This is a genomic window from Streptomyces sp. NPDC031497, assembly GCF_055580905.1.
The window spans coordinates 72,144-94,441 of sequence record NZ_JBVIKO010000003.1 but is presented as its reverse complement, the minus strand read 5'-3'; the positions used below and the strand labels follow the sequence as shown (position 1 = coordinate 94,441).

The 22,298-nt window shown below is 70.4% G+C and carries 19 protein-coding genes; 8 read left to right on the top strand and 11 right to left on the bottom strand.

Annotated features, from left to right (window positions below; genetic code table 11):
- Positions 1–153: 153 nt before the first annotated feature.
- From ACZ5K7_RS06450 to ACZ5K7_RS06440, 3 genes are read right to left on the bottom strand one after another with little or no spacing between them, the layout of a single operon-like run.
- Positions 154–1,800 (bottom strand): type I restriction-modification system subunit M, encoded by a 1,647-nt coding sequence (locus tag ACZ5K7_RS06450; RefSeq protein WP_468911160.1) that lies wholly within the window; start codon positions 1,798–1,800, stop codon positions 154–156.
- Positions 1,797–3,221, bottom strand: a complete 1,425-nt coding sequence (locus tag ACZ5K7_RS06445; RefSeq protein WP_468911157.1) for a restriction endonuclease subunit S — start codon at positions 3,219–3,221, stop codon at positions 1,797–1,799. Before ACZ5K7_RS06445 ends, ACZ5K7_RS06450 begins: the two co-directional genes overlap by 4 nt.
- Complete coding sequence (locus ACZ5K7_RS06440) at positions 3,218–6,898, bottom strand: type I restriction endonuclease subunit R (RefSeq protein ID WP_468911154.1); 3,681 nt, start codon at positions 6,896–6,898, stop codon at positions 3,218–3,220. Before ACZ5K7_RS06440 ends, ACZ5K7_RS06445 begins: the two co-directional genes overlap by 4 nt.
- A gap of 225 nt (positions 6,899–7,123) precedes the next feature.
- On the opposite strand from ACZ5K7_RS06440, the gene ACZ5K7_RS06435 reads away from it, so the two are divergent.
- The gene (locus tag ACZ5K7_RS06435; RefSeq protein WP_468911151.1) at positions 7,124–7,261 is read left to right on the top strand and encodes a hypothetical protein; all 138 of its coding nucleotides are present in this window, start codon (positions 7,124–7,126) and stop codon (positions 7,259–7,261) included.
- A gap of 386 nt (positions 7,262–7,647) precedes the next feature.
- Here ACZ5K7_RS06435 and ACZ5K7_RS06430 read toward each other — a convergent pair whose 3' ends face one another.
- On the bottom strand, positions 7,648–7,851 hold the full coding sequence (locus ACZ5K7_RS06430; RefSeq protein WP_468911148.1) for a hypothetical protein: 204 nt from the start codon (positions 7,849–7,851) through the stop codon (positions 7,648–7,650).
- A 7-nt stretch (positions 7,852–7,858) separates the two neighbouring features.
- A complete protein-coding gene (locus tag ACZ5K7_RS06425) occupies positions 7,859–8,404 on the bottom strand; it encodes a DoxX family protein (RefSeq protein ID WP_351692565.1) in 546 nt (181 codons plus the stop codon).
- 120 nt (positions 8,405–8,524) lie between these two features.
- Between ACZ5K7_RS06425 and ACZ5K7_RS06420 the strand changes: the two genes are divergently transcribed.
- Together ACZ5K7_RS06420 and ACZ5K7_RS06415 are read left to right on the top strand one after the other, a co-directional pair.
- Entirely contained in the window at positions 8,525–8,851 is a 327-nt protein-coding gene (locus ACZ5K7_RS06420) for a nuclear transport factor 2 family protein (protein ID WP_468911144.1), read from the top strand.
- 59 nt (positions 8,852–8,910) lie between these two features.
- A complete protein-coding gene (locus ACZ5K7_RS06415; RefSeq protein WP_468911141.1) occupies positions 8,911–9,897 on the top strand; it encodes an aldo/keto reductase in 987 nt (328 codons plus the stop codon).
- A gap of 18 nt (positions 9,898–9,915) precedes the next feature.
- Here the strand turns inward: ACZ5K7_RS06415 and ACZ5K7_RS06410 are convergent, their stop codons facing one another.
- Complete coding sequence (locus ACZ5K7_RS06410) at positions 9,916–10,698, bottom strand: ABC transporter ATP-binding protein (protein WP_468911138.1); 783 nt, start codon at positions 10,696–10,698, stop codon at positions 9,916–9,918.
- Positions 10,699–10,784: 86 nt separating this feature from the next.
- Positions 10,785–12,251 carry an ABC transporter permease gene (locus ACZ5K7_RS06405; protein WP_351692577.1) on the bottom strand — a complete coding sequence of 489 codons (1,467 nt, stop codon included), beginning with the start codon at positions 12,249–12,251 and terminating at the stop codon, positions 10,785–10,787.
- A 200-nt stretch (positions 12,252–12,451) separates the two neighbouring features.
- On the opposite strand from ACZ5K7_RS06405, the gene ACZ5K7_RS06400 reads away from it, so the two are divergent.
- Positions 12,452–13,630, top strand: a complete 1,179-nt coding sequence (locus tag ACZ5K7_RS06400) for a D-alanyl-D-alanine carboxypeptidase family protein (protein ID WP_468911134.1) — start codon at positions 12,452–12,454, stop codon at positions 13,628–13,630.
- Between the two features lie 238 nt (positions 13,631–13,868).
- On the opposite strand, the gene ACZ5K7_RS06395 is transcribed toward ACZ5K7_RS06400, so the two are convergent.
- Together ACZ5K7_RS06395 and ACZ5K7_RS06390 are read right to left on the bottom strand one after the other, a co-directional pair.
- Positions 13,869–14,627, bottom strand: a complete 759-nt coding sequence (locus tag ACZ5K7_RS06395; protein WP_351692582.1) for an SDR family oxidoreductase — start codon at positions 14,625–14,627, stop codon at positions 13,869–13,871.
- A gap of 151 nt (positions 14,628–14,778) precedes the next feature.
- A complete protein-coding gene (locus ACZ5K7_RS06390; RefSeq protein WP_468911131.1) occupies positions 14,779–15,777 on the bottom strand; it encodes a Gfo/Idh/MocA family protein in 999 nt (332 codons plus the stop codon).
- 132 nt (positions 15,778–15,909) lie between these two features.
- On the opposite strand from ACZ5K7_RS06390, the gene ACZ5K7_RS06385 reads away from it, so the two are divergent.
- From ACZ5K7_RS06385 to ACZ5K7_RS06370, 4 genes are all read left to right on the top strand, one after another.
- Positions 15,910–17,268 (top strand): multidrug effflux MFS transporter, encoded by a 1,359-nt coding sequence (locus ACZ5K7_RS06385; protein ID WP_468911129.1) that lies wholly within the window; start codon positions 15,910–15,912, stop codon positions 17,266–17,268.
- Entirely contained in the window at positions 17,208–18,407 is a 1,200-nt protein-coding gene (locus tag ACZ5K7_RS06380) for a serine hydrolase domain-containing protein (protein ID WP_468911126.1), read from the top strand. Before ACZ5K7_RS06385 ends, ACZ5K7_RS06380 begins: the two co-directional genes overlap by 61 nt.
- Before the next feature lie 55 nt (positions 18,408–18,462).
- Complete coding sequence (locus ACZ5K7_RS06375) at positions 18,463–19,461, top strand: small ribosomal subunit Rsm22 family protein (RefSeq protein WP_468911124.1); 999 nt, start codon at positions 18,463–18,465, stop codon at positions 19,459–19,461.
- Between the two features lie 253 nt (positions 19,462–19,714).
- Entirely contained in the window at positions 19,715–20,458 is a 744-nt protein-coding gene (locus ACZ5K7_RS06370) for a bifunctional DNA primase/polymerase (RefSeq protein ID WP_351692597.1), read from the top strand.
- Here the strand turns inward: ACZ5K7_RS06370 and ACZ5K7_RS06365 are convergent.
- Both ACZ5K7_RS06365 and efeU read right to left on the bottom strand, forming a co-directional pair.
- A complete protein-coding gene (locus ACZ5K7_RS06365; protein WP_351692600.1) occupies positions 20,455–21,465 on the bottom strand; it encodes an SCO2278 family lipoprotein in 1,011 nt (336 codons plus the stop codon). The two genes, ACZ5K7_RS06370 and ACZ5K7_RS06365, sit on opposite strands and share 4 nt — an antisense overlap.
- A complete protein-coding gene (efeU, locus tag ACZ5K7_RS06360) occupies positions 21,404–22,297 on the bottom strand; it encodes an iron uptake transporter permease EfeU (protein WP_468911121.1) in 894 nt (297 codons plus the stop codon). The genes ACZ5K7_RS06365 and efeU overlap by 62 nt, the downstream gene beginning before the upstream one ends.
- Position 22,298: the final 1 nt, after the last annotated feature.

Here is a 22,298-nt window from a genome sequence, read left to right as displayed (position 1 = left end):
TCCCTGTTCAGTCCCTGGCAGGCCGCCTGTGTCCGTACCGTCTGTACGGACACAGGGACGACCCGCCGTCCCGTTCCCGGAGCGGGCTCCGGCGGGCCCTCGGGAACTCCGGAGCCCGTGTGGGGCTGGGAGGGGAGGGACGGGGAGGCCGGGCTAACGCTCCTGGGGTGTGTCGTCGTCCGTGTGGTCGTCTTCGGAAGTGCTGGTGGTGCCAGTTGAACCGTCGGCGGCTTCTGCTTCCGTGATCGGTTCGGTGTCGGCCGCCTTGCTGCTCGCGGCCTTCTTCAACGCCTGTGCGACGGCGGTGAATTCGGCCAGTGCTGTTTCCAGGTCCTCCACGATCTCCTGCGCGATCACGTCCGGAGGTGCGAGCGAGGCGGAGGACGCGGAGGCAGACTGAAGCACCGTCAAGTCGAGGTTGACCTTGTCGCGTGCGATCAGTTCATCGTACTCGTATGCACGGAAGCACTCACTTGGCTTTCGGGCGGAGTGGTCACTGCCGCCGGAGTGGAACGCGGCGACGAACTCGTCGAGGTGTTCGCGGCGCAGGGCGCGCTGCTTGAGCGTGAATCGCTGGTCGGTGCGGAAGTCGTAGACCCAGAGCTGCTTGGTGGCGGGCTTGCCGCCGGGGCGGGGCGGGCGCTTGTCGAAGAACAGGACATTCGCCTTGACGCCGTTGGCGTAGAAGATGCCGGTGGGCAAGCGCAGCAGGGTGTGGACGTCGGTGAGGTCCAGCAGGCGGCGGCGGATCTCCGCACCCGCGCCACCCTCGAACAGCACGTTGTCGGGCAGGACCAGGGCGGCCCTGCCGTTCGTCTTCAGCAGGGTGTAGATGTGCTGGACGAAGTTGAGCTGCTTGTTCGTGGTCTGCGTCCAGAAGTCCTTGCGGGAGGTGTACGCCTCACCGGTGACCGAGCCCACGCCGAACGGCGGGTTGGCAAGCACGATGTCGTAGAACTTGTGCGGCGACTTCGCCAGGGAGTCCTGGATGGTGATCAGCGGACGGGCCTCGGACGTGCCGATGCCGTGCAGCAGCATGTTCATCAGGGCCAGCCGGGCCGTCTCCCGGACCAGTTCGTAGCCGGTGATGGCACCCGTCTGGAGCTTGCGCGCCTCGTCGCCGTACAACTGCTCCTCGTAGCGCCCGACGATGTGGGCGTGTGCGGCGATGAGGAAGCCGCCGGTGCCGCAGGCGGGGTCGGTGATCGACTCGCCGGGGCGCGGCTGCAGGCAGTCGACCATGGCGTCGATGAGCGGGCGGGGCGTGAAGTACTGGCCGGCGCCCGTCTTGCGGTCCTCGGCGCCGCGCTGGAGCAGGCCCTCGTAGGCGTCGCCCTTGAGGTCCTGGTTCTCGCGGGTCCAGGTGTAGGGGTCGATCAGGTCCTTGATGAGGCGTTCCAGGACGGCGGGCTCGTGGATCTTGTTCTGCGCCTTGGTGAAGACCTCACCGAGCATCGTGCCGCCGTTGCGGCCCAGCTGCCGCAGGACGTGCTCGTAGTGGTCCACGAGATCCTCGGCCGACCGGCTGGTAAGGCTCTGCCAGTCCAGGCCCGGCGGGACGAGCGGCTCTTCCGGCAGGTTCTGGCGGAACTTGGCCGGCCGGTTGGCGCGCTCGTCCGCCATCTTCAGGAAGAGGAGGTACGTCAGCTGCTCGACGTAGTCGAGGGTGGAGACACCGGAGTGGCGCAGCAGCTCGCAGTACGACCAGAGCCGGTTGACGAGCGTCGAGGTCGTCTCCCCGGCGGAGCGGCGGGGGCCTGGGGTGGTGGCACTGTTCATGAGGGCGGGGGCGGTGCTCATTGGGGCAGTTCTTCCTGACCGGGTGGGGCGGAGCGCGGCTTGCGGGGGGCACGCTTGCGGGGTGCCTTGGCGGTCATGCGTCCGGCGCGGATCCGGTCGAGCAGGACCGAGGCGGGCTCGTCGGCGATGTCCTGGGGGACGAGGGCGCCGGTGAAGGCGGCGTGGAGGAGGGCGGCGCGGAGGTCTTGTGCCTGTTGTCGGGCTGACGCCAGCGTGGCAACCATTGCCGCGGCTTCTGCTCGATGCTGGGCCAACTCCTTCAGAACCACCTTCTGGAGGGAGACTGGTGGCAGTGGTACACGAATCTTCTTTATGAGAGTGAGACTAAGGTTCGGTTGGACTCCGCCCGATGCAAGTGCTCGATTCTCTTCGTATAGCGATTCAAGCAATGCCTTGACCCATTCCCGGCGCGATTCATGATCGGAGTGCAGCTGAATTGCTGCACAGGCCTGATTAGTCGTGGCAGGGATGCGGAGCTCTGAGCATTTCCCCCGCGTTTTCCCCTCGCCATACATTGCCACTAGAATTGTGCCGGGTTCATATCTCTTGACGGCGGTTTCTGCTACAGCCAGGTTGGTGATAAATTTATCGGCTTGTTCAATGAAGGGCTCGTTCAGTAGTGAGCTGGTAACCCACGGAACTGTGCCGCCCTCATAGTATGCGGAATTTGCTTTTAGTGGAGTGGCTCCAGATGAGACATCTGCGATTTCTCCTATGGTGGCAGAATCCCATGAAGGTGCTTCTGGATGAGCCTTTGTTGCTGTTGCGAGGAGAATTGCATCTAGGAGACGAAGCCTCTTGTCCGCCTCGTCCAGTACCGCTTCTCCTGATTGAACATGCTTGATCTGTTCCTCAACCGCAGCAATGATGCGGCGCTGTTCCGCAAGCGGCGGCACAGGAATCTCAAGGGATTCCAGATAGGGTCGCGGCACGCGTCGTTGACCAACTGCGCCAGACATGTTCTGCTCTGCGTTGGCGCGCACGTCGCGCTGCAGCAAGTAGTGCATCAAGTATTCGGGGAGAACGGCCCCACGGCTGCGAAGCACGTGGAACTCGGTACTGCCAAGCGCGCGACCGCCCAGCAACCCTTGGGCTAGCGCAATCTTGCCGTTCTCCATACAGGGCGTGATCTTGGCGAAGAGAACGTCGTTCTCCTGGAAGTGTGTGAGGGACTTCTTTTTGAAGTCGCCATATCGCACATGGGTGGACGCATCAATACGCCCAGATTCGGCCTCAACGGAAGCCATGGGGACCTGAGAGATGTCGTCATCGTCTCCGGGTACATCATCGAAGGCGCGGGGGTTGACAATGCAAAGTTCCTCCAGCGTCGCCTGAGCCCACCCGCGCGGAAGCTCCCCACCGGACCCGCCCGGAAGCTCCTCCCGACCGTCCCCGGAATCCTCCCCCAGTCCCAGAGTCACGCGCCCAGCTCCCTGTCCAGTTCGTCGAGGATCTCTTCCGCCCTCACCTCGCCGAATTCGGCGAGAAATCCGTCCGTGCCGTTCATCTTAGTGAACGGGGCGTAATCGAGGTCGGCGGTGTCGAAGCGTACACGCTCGATCGTGGCACCGGCGATGTGGTCGAGCCACCAGCGTTCGGCGTCGGTGAAGGTCACGCCTGCCTGTTCCTGCCTGGCCAGCCAGGCCGCGTACCGCTCCTGTACCGCCTCCTCGTGCGGGCGCGGCGGTGTGGCATCCTCCTCCGCGCCGCCCGCCAACTCGTACCGCATCAGGGCCAGCAGGTCGGCCGCCGTGCGGGCGGCGGAACGGTTCGCCGTCACGGCCTCGCCCACCTGCTCGTACGACCGCCACAGCTTCTCCGCCGTCCAGGCGCGCGGCGGGCGGGCGACGGCCCGTGCCAGGTCCCTGAGGCGCCGCAGGGCCTCGCGTGGCGGCACCGGCGAATCGGCCGAGAACGCGAGGGTGAGCGCCGCCATCTCGTCCCGGTGCTCCTTGACGTAGGCCTGCCAGTCGCGGACGGTCTCGCGTGCCGTCGACTCGTCCTCCGGGACGGCGCCGGCTGACACGAGGGCGTCGCGGCTCGTCTCGTCGTACAGGATGTCCTTCGCGCGGCGCATCTCCAGCAGCCGGGTGCGCAGCTCGGGGTTGGAGGCCAACGGGCGTAGCGCCCGTTCGGTCACGTCTTTGACGGCCTGGTCGGGGTCGAGGCCGAGGCGTTCGGCGGCCTCGCGGGTCTTGCCCTGCTCGTCGATCGAGACGGCATCGACCATCTTGTGCACGATGTGCTTCAGCGGGACGCCGCCGGTGAGGCCCTCGACCTCGGCGCGCTCGTCGTCGGTCATCTGGATGTCGAGCTTGGCCAGACGCGACGCGAGGGTGGAGATGTGGGTGTCCTCTGCGACGCCGCGAGCGGTGAGGCGGAGGAGCTTCTCAAGGTTGAGGTCCTTCTCCGTGTGCTGCTCCAGCGGACCCGCGTCCACCTTCGGCTTCCGGGTCACGCCGACCGCGTCGACGATCACGAAGTGCGTCTTGGGGCCAACGCCGGGGGTGACCCGCTCGAACTCGGTCAGCGACAGGGTGCGGGCGCCGCGGCCTTTCATCTGCTCGAAGTAGGCCCAGCTCTTGACGTCCCGCAGGAAGAGGAGGCATTCGAGGGGCTTGACGTCGGTGCCGGTCGCGATCATGTCCACCGTGACCGCGATGCGCAGTTGCGGCAGGTTGCGGAAGTCGGAAAGCCGTTCCGCCGGTTTCTTCGCCGCGTGCGTGATCTTCGCGCAGAAGTCGTTGCCCTTGCCGAAGACGTCGCGGATGACCTCGACGATTTCCTCGGCGTGGTTGTCGTTTTTGGCGAAGACGAGGGTCTTGGGGACGTACATCTCGTCCCACAGCAGTTCGCCGGTCTCTTTGTCGCGCTTGGCGCGCTCGGGGAAGATCTCGGTGAACAGCCGGTTGCGGAAGGTGTGGACGACCGTGCGCAGCTGGTCCTTGCTGATCACGCCGACGCCGACTTCCGTCGCGCCGTAGGAGACGTCCTCGTCGAAGTCCTCGTAGCGCTGACGACGGGTGCGGCGGTCGCGGACCGGGATGACGCCGCGCGCGATGACTCCGCCCTCACCCGTTATCCGCGTCACGATCTCGTACACCTTGAAGTCGACGTTGACCCCGTCGGCGACGGCCTCCGGGTAGGTGTACTCGCTGACCAGATTGCCGTTGAAGTAGCCGAAGGTCTGGGCGACGGGCGTCGCGGTGAGGCCGACGACGGGCGCGTCGAAGTACTCCAGGACGGAACGCCACTTGCCGTAGATGGAGCGGTGGCACTCGTCGACCACGATCAGGTCGAAGGACTCGGGCGGGATGCCGGGGTTGTAGCCGACGGAGATGTCGCCCGGTGTGTCGTACGAGTACTCCTCCTCGCCGTCCTCGCCCTGCGTGGCGGGGACGGTTGCGCCCGTCAGCTCCATGTACAGGCGCTGCACCGTGGAGACGACGACCTTCGCGGAGGGGTTCATGCCCTCGGCACCCAGGCGCTGCACGTTGAACAGGTCGGCGAAGGTGCGGTTGGTGTCGGGCGTCGTGAAGTTCTCGAACTCGTTCTGCGCCTGGGCGCCCAGGTTGTTGCGGTCCACCAGGAACAGGACGCGCTCGGCCTGGGCGTACTTGAGCATCCGGTACGAGAACGTCACCGCCGTGTACGTCTTGCCGGCGCCGGTCGCCATCTGGACGAGGGAGCGGGACTGGCCCGTGCCCTGCTGGCCCTTGCCCAGTGCCACGGACTCCTCCACGCCCTGCACCGCCTTGATCTGGGCGGGGCGAAGGGGCCGCTCGTCCAGCTCGGGCATGCGCAGGCGCAGCCGGGCACGGTAGGAGGGTGCCTGTGGGTCCTGCTCGGCCTGGCGGATCCAGCGGGACAGGGTGCGGGGCTGGTGGAAGGAGAAGATCCGCCTACTGCGCGAGTCGGGGTCCAAGGTGTTGCGGAACCGGGTCTCCCCGCCGTCCGACACATAGCGGAACGGCAGCGGGGTACGCCAGGCGATCAGGCGCTGCTGTGCCTCGGTGGGGTGGTCGGCGTACCGGTCGGCCTGCGCCTCGGCGGCCGTCAGGTCGGCGCCCTCGCGTTTGGCCTCAATCACGCCCACGAGCTTGCGCTCCACGTACAGGGCGTAGTCGGCGCGGCCCGTGGCGGTGGTCGTCTCGCGGACGGCGACACCGCTGCCGCGCCGGTCGCCCTGCACGTACAGGTTGAGGCTGCCGCCCGCGTCCTGGACGCTCCAGCCCGCCTCGGCGAGCATCTGGTCGAGGCGGGTGCGCACCTGGGCCTCGGTGAGGGGCTCGCGGGCCGCCTGCTCGGCGTTCTCCAGGAGACGGGCGCGCTCGGCCACGGCCTCGGAGGCGGCGGTGGGGCTCGTGACCTGCTCGCGCAGCAGCCGGGCGTCGGCCGCGGACTGGGCCTGCTGGAGCGCCGCGAGCTGATCGTGCATGGCGGCAACTCGGCGGGCCAGTTCCTCGCGCTCCGCCGCGGCGTCGGCGAGCTCCTGCTCCGCCGCGAGGCGAGCGGCCTGCTCTGCCTGTGCCTGGGACGCCTTGCCCTCGTAGGTGAGACGGGCCTCCTCCAGCGCACGCCGAGTCTCTTCCACCTGCGCGCGCAGGGCCAAGTTCTGGGCGGCAGGTGTCCGGGCCGGGTCCGGCGGAACGAAGGTCCGCTGTTCCCGGGAGCCGGTGATCAGGCGGTGGTACCAGACGCCGAGCCGGTGACAGGTCCGCAGAGCCCGGAAGGCTTCGTCCGGGTCGTCGTAGTCGTCGTGGTTGGCCTTGTTACCGAGCACGCGGACCTCGTGGAAGGCCGGCCCCACGTTGCCATGCAGATAGCCCTCCCGGTCGAGTGCGGCCAGGCGCTCGATCTGCTTGGTCCCGGTGAACTGGACGCGACCCCGGCGCACCAGATCGGAAGCGAGAGCCTCACCGAACTGCCGGGACTTGATGAGCGACGTGTTCGGGTCGGTGAAGACGTTGGCCTCGGCGCCCGAGCCGTAGGCGACAAGCAGCGGAAGATGGGCGTACAGGAAACCGAAGTTGCGTGATGTGCGGGCGAGTTCGGCGAGTCTGGGGTCCGGCGTCTGCGCCGCGCCACCTGCGCTCATCAGAGGGGTACCGCTCTTCCTGGGCTGCTGTACGACGTGGGGTGCACGGGCTGTACGAAGTGCACTGAAGGGATCATTGAGCCTAGCGCCGGGGGTGTTCAGGCGCCAGGAGTTTCGCCGTCGCGAGTGGTCGACTGAAAAGCGGACCCTGTCGCAGCAAGACCTCGCCTCTGGGTAAACAGGCGCTGCCCAAGACCAAGGGGGAACTTCAGTCGCCTGGAGTGGATGACCGACCGCGAGAACACGAGAGCCCTCTCTTCCTACCCGGAACTCGGCTTCGCCGGGTTCGACGAAAGGATCGTCTACCGGTTGGAGACTGGGACGGGCGTGGTCAGGGAACCGGCGCACTCCACGTCGCCCTGAACGTGCCTGGACGCCGGGCGCCGTGCCTGCCGGAGGCGGCGTCAGCCCGTGGTGGCGATGAGTTCGTGGAGTATCTGCTCCTACAGGCTGTTGTCGCCGAGGAAGCTCTTCACCGAGGCGTCCTCGTTACGCTGTGCGTCCATGCCCGACCAGCTCAGGTCGTCTCCTGCGTCGGCGCTGAGCTGGGCCAGGAACGCCTGTTGCCCTCGCGGAGCGGCTGCGGAGCGTCAAGTCTTCGTACAAATAGGCAGGTTGGATGACGAATTCCTGCCGGTGAAGATCCCGCAAATGGGTGGAGGAAGAGAGGCGTAGGGCACCAGGTTCCTCGCCGGGCAGAACGGTGTGCGCTTGGCGACGTCCACGGTACGTAACTCGCCTGCCCGGGTCTAAATGTCGCCGAAGATCGCGGCATGGAACGCCGGGAGATGGGCGAGGTGGTACACGCCGGGTGCGGGGCGCTCGACTAGCATGACGAGACGGACCGGGGTGATGTCTGTCTCCGCGGCCGCGAGCAGCCCGTGATCGGTGACGCCGAGCCTGTTCCGCAGTACGCCGTCCGCTGTTCCGTCCCGGCGGAGAGCCCGCCCCACCCCGCCGTCACTCCTCGAACAACGCCTCCTGCTCGCCCTCCCGCTCCCGCTGCAACCGCTGGTTCCGGGCCCCGATCACCACCGCCGTGACCGCCGCCGTCACCCCCAGCGCCACCGGGACCATCCAGCCCCGGTCGAAGACGTGCCCGAACGTGTGGTCCAGGGAGAGCCGGCCGGGACCCGAGACCGCCAGGCCCGTGGCGGCCAGGCCCAGGCTCGCCGCGTACTCGTAGCCGCCCTCCGCCGCGAAGAAGCCGTTCGGCATGTGCAGCGCGGCCGCGCCCGCCATCGCGCCGGCCGCCGCGGCCCCCGCCGCCGGGGTCGCCAGGCCCAGCGCCAGCAGCGTGCCGCCGCCCGCCTCCGCCAGCCCCGCCGCCAGCGCGCTCTGCCGTCCGGGGGCGTACCCCACGGACTCCATGAACTGGCCGGTGCCCTCGACCCCGCCCCCGCCGAACCAGCCGAACAGCTTCTGCGCGCCGTGCGCCGCCAGCACCCCGCCGCTCCCCAGCCGGAGCAGCAGCAGGCCCACATCACGTCGGTCGTAGCAGGTCACGGTGGCTCCTCCGGCCGGGGGTGCGATCAGGTCTCCACCGTCGCACCGGGACACCCGACCGGCCCGTCCTCGGCGCCGTTAGGGTGGCGGGTCCCCGGCCGCGGTGTGACGCTGACTGGCATGACGATTCACACGGACAGACTCAGCGACCCGGCCGTCCGCGCCTTCGTCGGCGCCGTCAACGCCGGTGACCGCGCGAGCCTCCTGGGGCTCCTCACCCCGGACGCCACCATGGCCGACGACGGCTCCGACCGGGACCTCGCCGACTGGCTCGACCGCGAGATCTTCTCCTCCCACGGTCACCTGGACGTCGACAAGGAGTCCCGCGACGGTCGCTCCCTGGTCGCCGGCTACCGCAACGACACCTGGGGCGAGATGCGCACCAAGTGGTCCTTCACCGTCGAGGACGACGGCCGTATCTCCCGCTTCGAGACCGGGCAGGCCTGACAACTCCCGTGTCCGCCCCCCTTGTCTTCGGGTGCACTTCAACTCCTAGCGTCTCGGGCATGGACAGCTACAGCACCACCAGGACCCTGGGACGCTCCGGCATCGAGGTCAGCGCGCTCGGCTTCGGCTGCTGGGCCATCGGCGGCGAGTGGCAGGACGGCACCGGGCAGCCGCTCGGCTGGGGCAAGGTCGACGACGAGGAGTCCGTACGGGCGGTCCATCGCGCCCTCGACCTCGGCGTCACCTTCTTCGACACCGCCGACACCTACGGCACCGGGCACAGCGAGCGCGTCCTCGGCCGTGCCCTCGGCAAGCGCCGGGACGAGGTGGTCGTCGCCACCAAGTGGGGCAACGTCTTCGACGAGGAGACCCGCACCCTCACCGGCAGCGACGACTCCACGGCGTACGTCCGCCGCGCCCTCACCGCCTCGCTGCGCCGCCTCGGCACCGACCACGTCGACCTCTACCAGCTGCACCTCGCCGACGCAGACCCGGCCCGCGCCGCCGAACTCCGCGATGTCTGCGAGGAGTTGGTGGCGGAGGGGCTGATCAGGGCGTACGGCTGGAGCACCGACGACCCGGCCCGCGCCGCCGTCTTCGCCGAGGGTCCGCACTGCACGACCGTCCAGCACACCCTCAACGTGCTCCAGGACGCGCCTCAACTGCTGGAAGTGGCAGCGGACCTGGATCTCGCCGCCATCAACCGCGGCCCGCTCGCCATGGGTCTGCTCGCCGGCCGGCGCGGCGGGACCGGCGCCGGGGACATCCGCAGCAGGCCGCCGGCCTGGCTGCCCGGGTTCGGGGACGGCTCCGGGCCCGATTCCGAGTGGGTCGCGCGGATCGACGCGCTGCGCTCGGTCCTCACCAGCGGCGGCCGTACCCTCGCGCAGGGCGCCCTCGCCTGGATCTGGGCCCGCAGCCCGCGGACGGTCCCCATCCCCGGCTTCCGGTCCGTCGCACAGGCCGAGGACAACGCCGGCGCGATGGCGAAGGGGCCGCTCACCGCCGGGCAGCTGGCCGAGACCGACCGGCTGCTCGGGCGCTGAACGGCCCCTGCGGGGAGGTCAGTAGCCCGGTCCGCCGCCGTACTGCTGCTGCACGTACGGCTGCTGGTCGTAGCCCTGCCGCGAGGCGTCGTAGCCGGCCGCCTGCTGTGCGTACTGCTGTCCGCGGCCCTGCTCGGTGAGGGTGATCTGGCCGGCCTTGATGGTGGCCAGGCGCGGGGCGCGGCGGGCGATGGAGGAGTCGTGGGTGACCATGATGAAGGTCAGCCGGTACTCGTGCCACAGGCCCTCCAGCAGGCCCATGATGTCGTCCCGGGTGCCCTCGTCGAGGTTGCCGGTGGGTTCGTCGGCGAGCAGCACCTTCGGCTTCTTCACCAGCGCCCGGGCGATGGCGACCCGCTGCTGCTGGCCGCCGGAGAGCTCCGCGGGGGCGTGGGTGAGGCGCTCGCCCAGGCCCACCGAGCGCAGCGCCTCCGCCGCCCGCTCGCGCCGCTCGGCCGGCTTCACGTCGAGCGGCACCAGGGCCGTCTCGACGTTCTCCTGCGCGGTGAGCGTCGGGATCAGGTTGAACGACTGGAAGATGATGCCGATCTTCTCGGCGCGCAGCCGGGTCAGCTTCGCCTCGCTGATGCGCGCGAGGTCCACGCCGTCCAGCTCGACACTGCCCTCGGTCGGACGGTCCAGGCCGCCGATCATCTGGAGCAGGGTCGACTTGCCGCCGCCGGTCGGGCCCTGGATGACGAGCTGGTCGCCGTCCTCGATGGTCAGGTCGACGCCACGCAGCGCCTCGACGGTCTCCTTGCCCCGGGTGTAGCGCTTGGTGACTCCGGTGAGTCTGTACATGGGTTCTCCACTGGGTGCGGTGAGGGAGTGGGGGCGCCGCGTCCCGGGGGGAGTGGAAGCGGCGCCCCGGCTTCGGGGGCGGGGTGTTACGAGACGCTGCGCAGGGCGTCGGCCGGGCGCATCCGGGAGGCGCGCCAGCCGCCCATCGCGCCGGCGATCAGACCGCCGGTGACCGCGAGGCCGACCGCGAGCGCGATGGTGGTGAGGGAGACCGGCGCGGTCAGCGCGATCTCCAGGGTGTTCTGGGAGGCCTGCTGGCCGGGGCCGCCGCCGCCCGGGCCGCCGCCCATGCCGCCACCGCCGCCGGTGGTGCTGCCCACCTGGGCGGTCAGCTTCGGGCTGATCGCGGTGACCACGTAGGCCGCGCCGACGCCGAGGGCGATGCCGAGGGCGCCGCCGAACAGGCCGTTGACCATGGACTCGCCGACGACCTGGCGGGTCACGTTGCGCGAGGGCCAGCCCAGCGCCTTCAGGGTGCCGAACTCACGCACCCGGCGGGACACCGCGGAGGAGGTCAGCAGCGCCGCCACCAGGAAGGCCGCCACCAGCACCGCGATGGACAGCCACTTGCCGACGCTGGTCGCCAGGCTGGAGGCGGTGGAGAGGGAACCGGAGACGGTGGACGCCAGGTCGGCGGAGGTGGTGACCGTCGTACCGGAGATGTTGGACGTGATCTCCTTCTTCACGGTGGAGATCTGCTTGGAGTCGGTCGCCTTGACGTAGATCGTGGTGACCTGGTTCTTGGCGTCGCCGAGGGTCTGCGCCAGCTTCAGCGGGATGAACACGTCGGTGTCGGACTCGCTGCTGTCCGGGGTCGCGATGCCGATGACCGTGAACTTGGTGCCGGAGATCTTGAAGGTCGAGCCGACCTTGTACTTCTTCTCCTTGGCGTACGACTTGCTGACCACCGCGGCCTTGGTGCCGGTCTGCGCCGCGGTGAAGGTCTTGCCCGAGGTGATCTTCATCGAGGCCAGCGGGCCGAGGCCCTGGTGGGCGACGTCGACGCCGGCCACGGAGTAGCTGTTGACGTTGAAGTTGGCGCCGCCGCCCTGGACCTGGGGCTGGCCGGTGGAGGTGCCGCCGCCCGGCTGGCCCTGGCCGCCGCCGCTGTTGCTGCTCCCGCTGGAGCTCTGTGCCTTGCCCTGGGTGAAGGAGCCGTCGACCTTGGTGACGTTCAGGGAGAGCGCTCCGACCGCGCTCTCCACGCCCTTCTGCGCGGCGACCTTGGTGACCAGGGTCGACTTCAGGGCCTGACCTCCCTGCGTCTGCACCCGGTCCGAACTCTGCGTGGAGCTGCTGCTGGACTTGGCGTCGAACTTGAAGTTCGGGCCGCCGGAGCTGCCCGACGTGGGTGCCGTACGGGCCTTGGTGACCGTCATGTCGGTACCGAGGCCGTAAAGCGACTTGAGGACCTTGTCCTGCGCCTGGGTCATGCCGGCCGACACGGAGTTGACCGTGATGACCAGCGCGATTCCGAGCGCCAGACCCAGTGCGATGACCAGGGCCGCCTTCTTTCTGCGGCCCAGTTCGCGCTTGAGATAGATGCCAAACATCCCGTTCCTCGAAGGTTCTTGGCGCCCGCTGTGGACGCGAGCTCAAGCTAGGGAGAAACCTTTGAGTCACACTGGGTAAAAGATGTGTCAGAGCTGAGAAAGCTCGTACTCTTATCAAACTTTCATAAGACAGCAAATTCCTATCGAGGCGAGGGGGCCCTCCCAGGAACCCGCTGTTCGATGCGGTGTACGGTCCCGGGGTGCGCGATTCCTCTCGGCTGACCAGGCGTGCCGTCCTCGGACTGACGGCCGCCACTCTTCCCCTTTCCGCGGCGACCCCTGCCTCCGCCGCCACCGTCATAGGCGGCGAGCGCCTCGCCCGCGGCGGCGTCCAGGTGCGCGGTGCCACCGGTCTTCCCAAGAAGATCACCGCCCACGCCTGGCTGCTCGCCGACTGCGAGAGCGGGGAGGTGCTGGCCTCCTTCGACGCGCACCGGCGCCTGGCGCCCGCGTCCACCCTGAAGATGCTGTTCGCGGACACCGTGCTGAAGAAGTTCGAACGGACCGAGCGCTACAAGGTCAAGGACACCGACATCTCCGACGTCCCGGCCGGCTCCAGCCTGGTCGGCATCAAGCCCGGCATCACCTACACCGTCGAGCAGCTGTGGCAGGGCGTCTTCCTGCGCTCCGGCAACGACGCCGTGCACGTCCTCGCCCACATGAACGGCGGCATCGCACGGACCGTCGCCGAGATGCAGGCCAAGGCGGCCGACCTCCAGGCCCTCGACACCCATGTGGTCAGCCCCGACGGCTTCGACCACCCCGGCCAGCTGTCCTCCGCCTACGACCTGACCCTCTTCGCCCGGCACGGGCTGAAGGACGACGACTTCCGGGGCTACTGCGGGACCAGGACCGCGAACTTCCCGGCCGGCGGCAAGAAGACCTTCCAGATCCAGAACACCGACCGCCTGCTCACCGGCGCCTGGGGACTCGGCGTCTACAAGGGCCTGTTCGGCGTCAAGAACGGCTACACCAGCCACGCCGGCAACACCTTCACCGGGGGCGCCACCCGGGGCGGCCGCACCCTGCTGGTCACCGTGATGCACCCCGACAGCGGCAGCAACGCCGTCTACGAGGAGACCGCCGCGCTGCTCGACTGGGGCTTCGGGAAGGGGAGTTCGGCGCAGGCGGTGGGCACGCTGGTCGACCCGCTGAGCGAGGGCGGCGCGAGCGCGAGCCCGTCGCCGACGACGGCCAAGGGCGCCGCGGGAGCGGCCGGGACCGGCGCGGCGGCCGGTTCGGGGTCGTCCGGACCGTCGCCGTGGCGGCTCGCGGAGGGTGGCGCGGGAACGCTCGCGCTGCTGGGCGCGGGGGCCTGGGCGCTGCGCCGGCGTCGCCGGGCGGCCGGCGCCGACTCGGCCGACACACCCGTGAGCTGACGTCACGCGGCAGCCGTCCCGCCCACCGGTGCGTACCCGCGGTCCCACACGGGTCCACCCCCACCCGGTCCGGTGGGACGGCTGCCGCCTCCCCCTCGGTGTGGTCAGCGGAACACCAGAGCCTCAACTGTGAAGCTCTGGTGGAGGAAAGTTGAGCATAGGCGCGTTACCGGCCGCAATACCGCGGACGTTCGGATTCCGTTTGTGCACGTTGCGCAGGTCCGGGCTGAACGGCGGTTCAGCCCCGCCCCACGTACGGCATCGCCGTCGCCAGCACCGTCGCGAACTGCACGTTCGCCGCCAGCGGCAGCTCCGCCATGTGCCGCACGGTGCGCGCCACATCGGCCACGTCCATCACGGGTTCCGGGGCGATCTCCCCGTTCGCCTGCAGGGCGCCGGTCTGCATCCGGGCCGTCATGTCCGTGGCCGCGTTGCCGATGTCGATCTGCCCGACCGCGATGCCGTACGGCCGCCCGTCCAGGGACAGCGACTTGGTGAGGCCGGTCAGCGCGTGCTTGGTCGCGGTGTAGGGGGCGGAGTTCGGGCGGGGCGTGTGCGCCGAGATGGACCCGTTGTTGATGATCCGCCCGCCCTGCGGCTCCTGCTCCTTCATCTGCCGGAACGCCGCCTGCGCGCACAGGAACGCCCCGTTGAGGTTGGTGTCCACGACATGCCGCCACGCGTCGTAGGCGAGATCCTCCACGGGCACCCCGCCGGGCCCGAACGTCCCCGCGTTGTTGAACAGCAGGTCCACCCGCCCGAACCGCGCCACGACCGCCGCGAACAGCCCGGCCACGTCATCCGGTTGCGCCACGTCGGTGCGTACGACGAGGCAGGCGCCCTCGGGCACCAGTCCCGCCGTCTCCTCCAGCGTCCGGGGCCGCCGCCCGGCCAGCGCCACCGACCAGCCGGCCCGCAGCAGCTCCACGGCCACGGCCCGTCCGACACCGGAACCGGCGCCGGTGACCACCGCGATCTTCGATTGCTTGGCATTCATGGGCCAGCAGCGTAGGCGCTCCGCTGGGGAGGGCCGTGTTGGGTCGTCGGTCGGCTGCGGCGCGCGTCGTGGCTGGTCGCGCCCACGCGGCGGAGCCGCATGTCGGATACCGCCCCGCGCCCCTTACGGGGCGCTTTCCCTTCAGGGAGCTTTACGCCTCACCCGCATAGCGGACGCCGATCAGTTCGCGGAGGGTGTCCAGGGTGCGCATGACGGCGAGGGTGCCGTCGAGCGGGACCAGCGGGGACTCCTTCTCGCCGGCCCGCAGGGCACGCATGACCTCCCGGGCCTCGTGGCGGAGGGTGTTGCGCGGGCCGTCGGCCGGGTCCAGGGCGAACTCCTCGGGGTCGCGGCCGTCGCGGTGCAGGACGAAGCGTTCGGGGTTGAAGAAGCCGTCCGGGATGTCGATCCGGCCCCGGGAGCCGGTGACCGAGGCGGTGGTGCCGGTGCCGCCCACGATGGAGCAGTGCACCGCCGCGAGAGCACCGCTCTCCCAGGAGAGCAGCGCACCCGTCTGGAGATCGACGCCCTCGTCCGAGAGCACCGCTCGCGCCGACAGTCCGTCCGGCTCGCCGAGCAGCAGATGCGCGAACGACACCGGGTACACCCCCAGGTCCAGCAGCGCGCCCCCGCCCAGCGCCGGGTCGCGCAGCCGGTGCGCCGGAGGGAACGGCCCCTCAAGGCCGAAGTCCGCCTGCACGGTCCGCACGTCGCCGATCGCACCATCCCCGACCAGCGCCTTCAGCCGCCGCACCAGCGGGTTGCAGTACATCCACATCGCCTCCATCAGGAAGCGGTCGTGCTCCTTCGCCAGCGCGACCAGTTCCCCGGCCTCGCGGGCGTCGATCGTGAACGCCTTCTCGCACAGCACGTTCCGCCCCGCCTCCAGGCACAGCCCGGCGGCCGCCCGGTGTGCCGAGTGCGGAGTGGCGACGTACACGACATCGATGTCCTCGTCCCGGGCCAGCGACTCCCAGTCGCCGTACGCCCGCCCGATCCCGAACCGCTCCGCGAACGCCTCCGCCGACTCGGGGGAGCGCGAGGCCACCGCCGCGATCTCCGCGTCCGGCAGATCCACCAGGTCTGCCGCGAACGCGGCCGCGATCCCGCCGGTCGCCAGGATCCCCCACCGCACACTCTGCTCAGCCATCCCGGCCGCCCCACCCTCGCTCATGTGTTTCCAGGCTGTCTGTACGAGCTGAGAGCATAGGCGGCGGACATCGGGATCCACCAAGGCAGGGACTCGGCGAACGCGCGACTTCAGGAGAGAGCGAGGGGGCACATGCCCGAGCAGCCGGCACCGCCGACATCGGACACCCAGGACACCACCGCACCCGCATCCGCACCCCGTGGGTCCGGCACCCCCGCCCCCGCACCCGCCGCCTCCACTCCCACCCCCACCCCCGCCGCCCGCCGGGCCGGCCTGCTGCTGGTGCTGGTCCTCGGCGCGCTCACCGCGACGCCCCCGCTGGCGATGGACATGTACCTCCCGTCGCTGCCGGAGGTCACCCGCTCCCTGCACGCCCCGGCCACGACCGTCCAGCTCACCCTCACCGCCTGCCTCGCCGGCATGGCCCTCGGTCAGCTGGTCGTCGGCCCGATGAGCGACCGCTGGGGCCGCCGCCGCCCGCTGCTGGCCGGCCTCACCGTCTACGTCGCCGCCACCGCCCTGTGCGCCCTCGCGCCGAACGTCGAGATCCTGGTCGCCTTCCGCCTCGCCCAGGGCCTCGCGGGCGCGGCCGGCATAGTCATCGCCCGGGCCGTCGTACGCGACCTCTACGACGGGGTCGCGATGGCCCGCTTCTTCTCCACCCTGATGCTGGTCTCGGGGGCGGCCCCGATCGTCGCCCCGCTGATCGGCGGGCAGATCCTGCGGGTGACGGACTGGCGGGGCGTGTTCGTCGTCCTGACGGTCGTCGGCGCCGTCCTCGCCACGGTGGTGTGGGCGAAGCTCCCGGAGACCCTGCCGGCCGCCGACCGGCACGCCGGGGGAGCGGCCGCCGCCGTCCGCGCCATGCGCGCCCTGCTCGCCGACCTGCCCTTCACCGGCTACATGCTCGCGGGCGGCTTCGCCTTCGCCGCGCTCTTCGCCTACATAAGTGCCTCGCCTTTCGTGATCCAGGAGATCTACGGCGCCTCCCCGCAGACCTTCAGCCTGCTCTTCGGGCTCAACTCGGTCGGGCTGGTGATCGCCGGGCAGATCAACGGCAAGGTGCTGGTCGGCCGGGTCAGCCTGGACCGGGTGCTGGGCGCGGGCCTGGCCGTGACCGTGCTCGCCTCGACCGCCCTGCTCCTCATGTCGACCGGGGTCTTCGGCCCGGTCGGCCTCGCCCCCGTCGCCACCGCCCTGTTCGTGCTGATGTCCGCGATGGGCTTCGCCCTCCCCAACGCCCAGTCCCTCGCCCTGCTGCGCACCCGGCACACCGCCGGATCGGCGTCCGCGCTGCTCGGGACCTCCTCGTTCCTGGTGGGCGCGGTCGCCTCGCCGCTGGTCGGGATCGCCGGGGAGAGAACCGCCGTGCCCATGGCGATCGTCCAACTGGCGGGGACACTGGTGGCGCTGGCCTGCTTCGTGGGAATGTGCCGTCCCTGGACAGTGCGTGGGAACACACGTGCGGTGTTGGAGGGAGCAGAGAGCTGAGCGTACCGAGACTCCGCGTCGAGACACCGGAACGGGCCGGGCTCGACCCCGCGGAACTCAGGCACCTCGCGCGCGAAGTGCGTGCCCTGACCGCCGGTGAGCGGCCCTGGGCGGCCGGGGCCGTGGTGGTCGCCGGACGCGGTCCCGTGATCGCCGTGCAGCAGGCGGCAGGCTGGGCGGTGCGCTGGTCGGCGTACGACGCCGAGGCCGACGCCGGTGTCGGGCTGCCGCCCGCCGCGCAGGTCCCGATGACCGTCGACACCCCCTTCGACCTGGCCTCCCTGACCAAACTCTTCACCGCGGTCGCCGCCGTGCAGCAACTGGAACGCGGCACCCTCGGCATCGACGCCCAGGTCGGCGCCTACCTGCCCGACTTCCGGGCGGCCGCCGTCCACCACATCACCGTCCGCCAGCTCCTCACCCACACCTCCGGCCTGCGCCCCGAACTCCCGCTCCACGACTGCCCCGACGACGCGGCCCGCCTCGACCTGCTCCGCGCCGAGGCCCCGAGCAGCGCCCCCGGCGCCTACCGCTACTCGGACCTCAACATGCTCCTCCTCCAGCACGTCCTGGAGCGGATCACCGGCCGTACCCTCGACGTCCTCGTCCGCGAGGGCATCACCCGCCCGCTCGGGATGACCGCCACCGACTTCGGCCCCTGTCCGGGCGCGGCGGCCACCGAGGACCAGCGGCGGCCGTGGGCCAAGGCGGACCGGGGCATGCTGCGCGGTGTCGTGCACGACGAGAACGCCTGGGCGCTCGGCGGGGTGGCCGGGCACGCGGGTCTGTTCTCCACGGCCCGGGACCTGGCCGTCTTCTGCCGGACGCTGCTGGCGGGCGGTGCGTACGGCCCGGCGCGCATCCTCGGCCCCGACTTCGTGGACCTGCTGCTGGCCCCGCCCGGTCTGGGGTTCCTGGTGGACCAGGCGTGGTTCATGGGCGAACTGGCGGGACGGGGCGCGGCCGGGCACACCGGGTTCACGGGCACCAGCCTGGTGCTGGACCGGGCGACGGACACTTTCCTGGTCCTGCTGGCCAACACCGTCCATCCACGGCGGCGGCCCGGCGACAGCGCCCCGAGAGCGGCGGCGGCGACCCGCCTGGCGCGGGCGGTGTTCCTCAGCCCGTCCGGGGTGTGAGGGCGGGCCCGCCGGGGAGGTGAGGGTACGGGTCGGCCGCCCCTACAATCGCCGGGTGAACCACCCCGCATCCCCGGCCGACCGGCTCCGTGCCACCCTCTCCGACCTCCTCGACGGCCTTCCCCCGAAGCAGGCCGCCGGAGCCGTCGAGCGGCTGATCGCCAACTATCGGGGGGCCACCCCGACCGACGCGCCGATCCTGCGGGACCGCGCCGACGTGGTGGCCTACGCGGCCTACCGGATGCCGGCGACCTTCGAGGCGGTACGGGCGGCGCTGGCGGCGTTCGCCGACGCGGTGCCGGAGGGCTGGGTGCCGGGGAGCCATGTGGACGTCGGCGGCGGTACGGGCGCGGCGACCTGGGCGGTGACCGACACCTGGGCCGGGACGCGGCCGGTGACGGTCCTCGACTGGGCCGAGCCGGCGCTGGCCCTCGGCCGGGAGATCGCCACGGCCAACCCGGAGCTGCGGGAGGCGGTGTGGCAGCGCTCTCGGATCGGAGCGGCGCTCACCATCGAGAGCACTGATCTGGTCACGGTGTCGTACGTCCTCAACGAACTCGACGAGGCCGCCCGCGCCGCCCTCGTCGACGCCGCCGCGACCGCCGCGCAGGCCGTCGTCATCGTGGAGGCCGGCACCCCGGCGGGCTACGCCCGGGTCATCGAGGCCCGCGACCGCCTGATCGCCGCCGGCTTCCGGGTCGCCGCGCCCTGCCCGCACAGCGCCGCCTGCCCGATCGTCCCCGGCACGGACTGGTGCCACTTCTCGGCCCGGGTCAGCCGCTCCTCCCTGCACCGCCAGGTCAAGGGGGGATCGCTGCCCTACGAGGACGAGAAGTTCAGTTATGTGGCGGCCACCCGCCTGCCGGCCGCCCCGGCGCCGGCCCGGGTGGTCCGGCGGCCGCAGATCCGCAAGGGCCAGGTCCTCCTCGACCTGTGCGAGGCCGACGAACACCTGCGCCGCACGACGGTCACCAAACGCCACGGCGACCTGTACAAGGCGGCGCGGGACGCGGACTGGGGCGACGAGTGGCCGCCGCCCGGTTCGGGGGCGTAACTCCCGTGAGCCCTTATCCCCAGTGTGGGGATATAACCCCTCTCGCGAGTCCCTGTCATCCCAGCGCGAGGACATAACTCCCGTGAGTCCTTATCACCAGAGTGTGAGGGCGTAACTCCTGTAACCCCTCCTCGCCCCAGTGAGACCTTCCGCCCCTTGTCCTGCCTGCGCCCACGACTCTCGCGTACCCCCCTTCACGCCCAGATGGGACGATAAGGCATGCTGTCGGGACCACAGGGAGGCGAGGCGATACATGAGCGGGACGTTCGGCGGCCGTAGCGGCAGGCAGGGCAAACTCTCCCAGTGGCTGCTCGGACGGCGGCCCAAGGAAGCCGCCGCCACCGACGACGACGGCCGTGCGGCCCTGCTGCTCGCCGCCGCCGAGGCGGGCCTCCCGCTGGCCCCCGCAGCGCATCCCGCCCCCGGCTACGGCTGCTCCTGCGACCGCGTCGGCTGTCCCACCCCGGCCCGGCACCCGGTGTCGTTCGCGTGGCAGACGCAGTCCACCACCGACCGCGCCCAGATCGAGCGCTGGGCCCGCCACCAGCCGGAGGCCAACTTCATCACCGCGACCGGGATGACGCACGACGTCCTGGACGTCCCCCTGGAGGCCGGCCGGCCGGCGCTGGAGCGGCTGCTCGCGAACGGCGTCGAGGTCGGTCCGGTCGCCGAGAGCGACGACGGCCGCATGCTGTTCTTCACCCTCACCCGCGGCACCCCGGAGGACGAGGACGAGTGGTGGCCGTGCGAGCTGGACTGCCACCCCGAGACCATGGACGAGCACCCGGGCCTGCGCTGGCACTGCCGGGGGTCGTACGTCCTCGTACCGCCCGCCCGGCTGCCCGGTGACGGCGACCGGCGGGTGCGCTGGGTGCGCGGCCCCGAGCACCCGCTGCCCGACCCGCTGACCCTCCTGGAGATCCTCACCGACGCCGGCGCCCGGCACGCCGGCCAGGAGTCCGACCAGGTGGGCGCCGCCTGGCCGGTCCGCCGCTAGGAACCCTCCGCGGAGGTCAGACCCTGGATGCGGCCCAGGACCGAGACCTTTCCGGTGCCCGCCGGGTCCAGGGCGACCTGGTTGGAGACGAACTCCATGGTCAGCGACTGCTTGATCTCACCCTTGGTGAGGGCCTTCACGTCCTGGTTCGGCGTCGGCAGTGAAGTGCCCGCGGCCGCGGTCTCCTTGGCGTAGTAGCGGGTGGTGAAGAACACCATCGCGCCGCCGTCGGTGGTGCGCAGGGCGAGCGGTGCGTAGTCGCCGTTGATCAGCGGCTCGTCGATGTACTGGGTCGCGAGGCCCGGCTTGGTCGACTTCTTGCGGTCCGTGCGCCAGCCGCTGGTGTGCGCGCCGTTCGCGAAGACGGCGCCGCCGCTCTTCAGGTACGTGGCGTAGTCCTGGCTCAGGTCGGCTGGACTGGCGGCCAGTTGGGCGCTGTTCGCCGGCACCGCCTCGGCCCAGCCGTCCTTGTCGGTCGTGAACTTCGGTACCGCGTCCGGCGCGACCAGCGTCAGATACGCCACCTGGAACGGCTCGGAGAGGCTGTCGCGGGTGAAGACCAGCAGCCAGCGGTCGTCGCCGCCCTTGTTGCCGTGCGCGTCGGCGAGGAACCAGCGCGGCCAGCCGGCCTTCTTGGGGATGGTGTAGGTGACGTCGTCGAACTCCAGTGGCGAGTGGCCGGAGTTGCCGCTCGGGCTGTTGACGTGCCCGGCCTTCAGACGCGCGGAGTCGATGTCGGCGAGAGCGCCGGTCGTGTAGTCGGCGTCCAGGGAGCCGTCGTAGGCCTCGTCGGCCTTGTTGTAGGCGTCCGTGAACTGCTTCAGCGCCTTGGCGGCCTCGGCGCGGGTGGTGGTGGGGAGCACCTCGCGCTCCCCGTGCACCACCACGCAGCCGCTCGCCGTCAGCGACATCGCGGTCAACGAGACCGCGATGAGCGCGTTCCGATCACGCCTGCGGAGTCTGCGGAGCCGCCGAGGGCCGCGCCCCCTGGTCGTCAGGTGCGTCATCAGGTGCCTTCACCTTCCCCTTCCCGGAGCCGAACCCTACCGGGGCGAAGAAGAGTACGAGTGTCGGGACCAGGTACAGCAGCCACACCGTGACCTGGAGCACGGTCGGGTCGGGCTGGAAGTTGAAGACGCCCTTGAGGAGGGTGCCGTACCAGCTGTCCGGCGGGATGGTGCCGCTGATGTCGAAGGCCTGGTTGGTCAGGCCCGGGATCCAGTCGGCCTCCTGGAGGTCGTGGAAGCCGTACGCCAGCACGCCTGCGGCGACCACGACCAGCATGCCGCCGGTCCAGGTGAAGAACTTGGCGAGGTTGATCCGCAGGGCGCCGCGGTAGAAGAGCCAGCCGAGCAGGACCGCGGTGGCCAGGCCGAGGGCGACGCCGATCAGGGGGCGCGGGGTGCCGTCGCTGGCCGCGTGCACGGACGCCCACACGAACAGGGCGGTCTCCAGGCCCTCGCGGCCGACGGCGAGGAACGCGGTGGCGACCAGCGCACCCGTGCCCATCGCGAGGGCCGCGTCCAGCCTGCCGTGCAGCTCCGTCTTGAGGTGCCGGGCGGTGCGCCGCATCCAGAACACCATCCACGTCACCAGACCGACCGCGACGACGGACAGGGACCCGCCGAGCGCCTCCTGCGCCTGGAACGTCAGCTCCTGGGAGCCGAATTCGAGCGCGCAGCCGAAGCCCATGGCGATCAGCACCGCGACGGCGATGCCGATCCAGATCGGCCGCAGGGCGTCCCTGCGCTCGGTCTTGACCAGGTAGGCGATGAGGATGCAGACGACGAGCGAGGCCTCAAGGCCTTCGCGCAGCCCGATCAGGTAGTTGGAGAACACG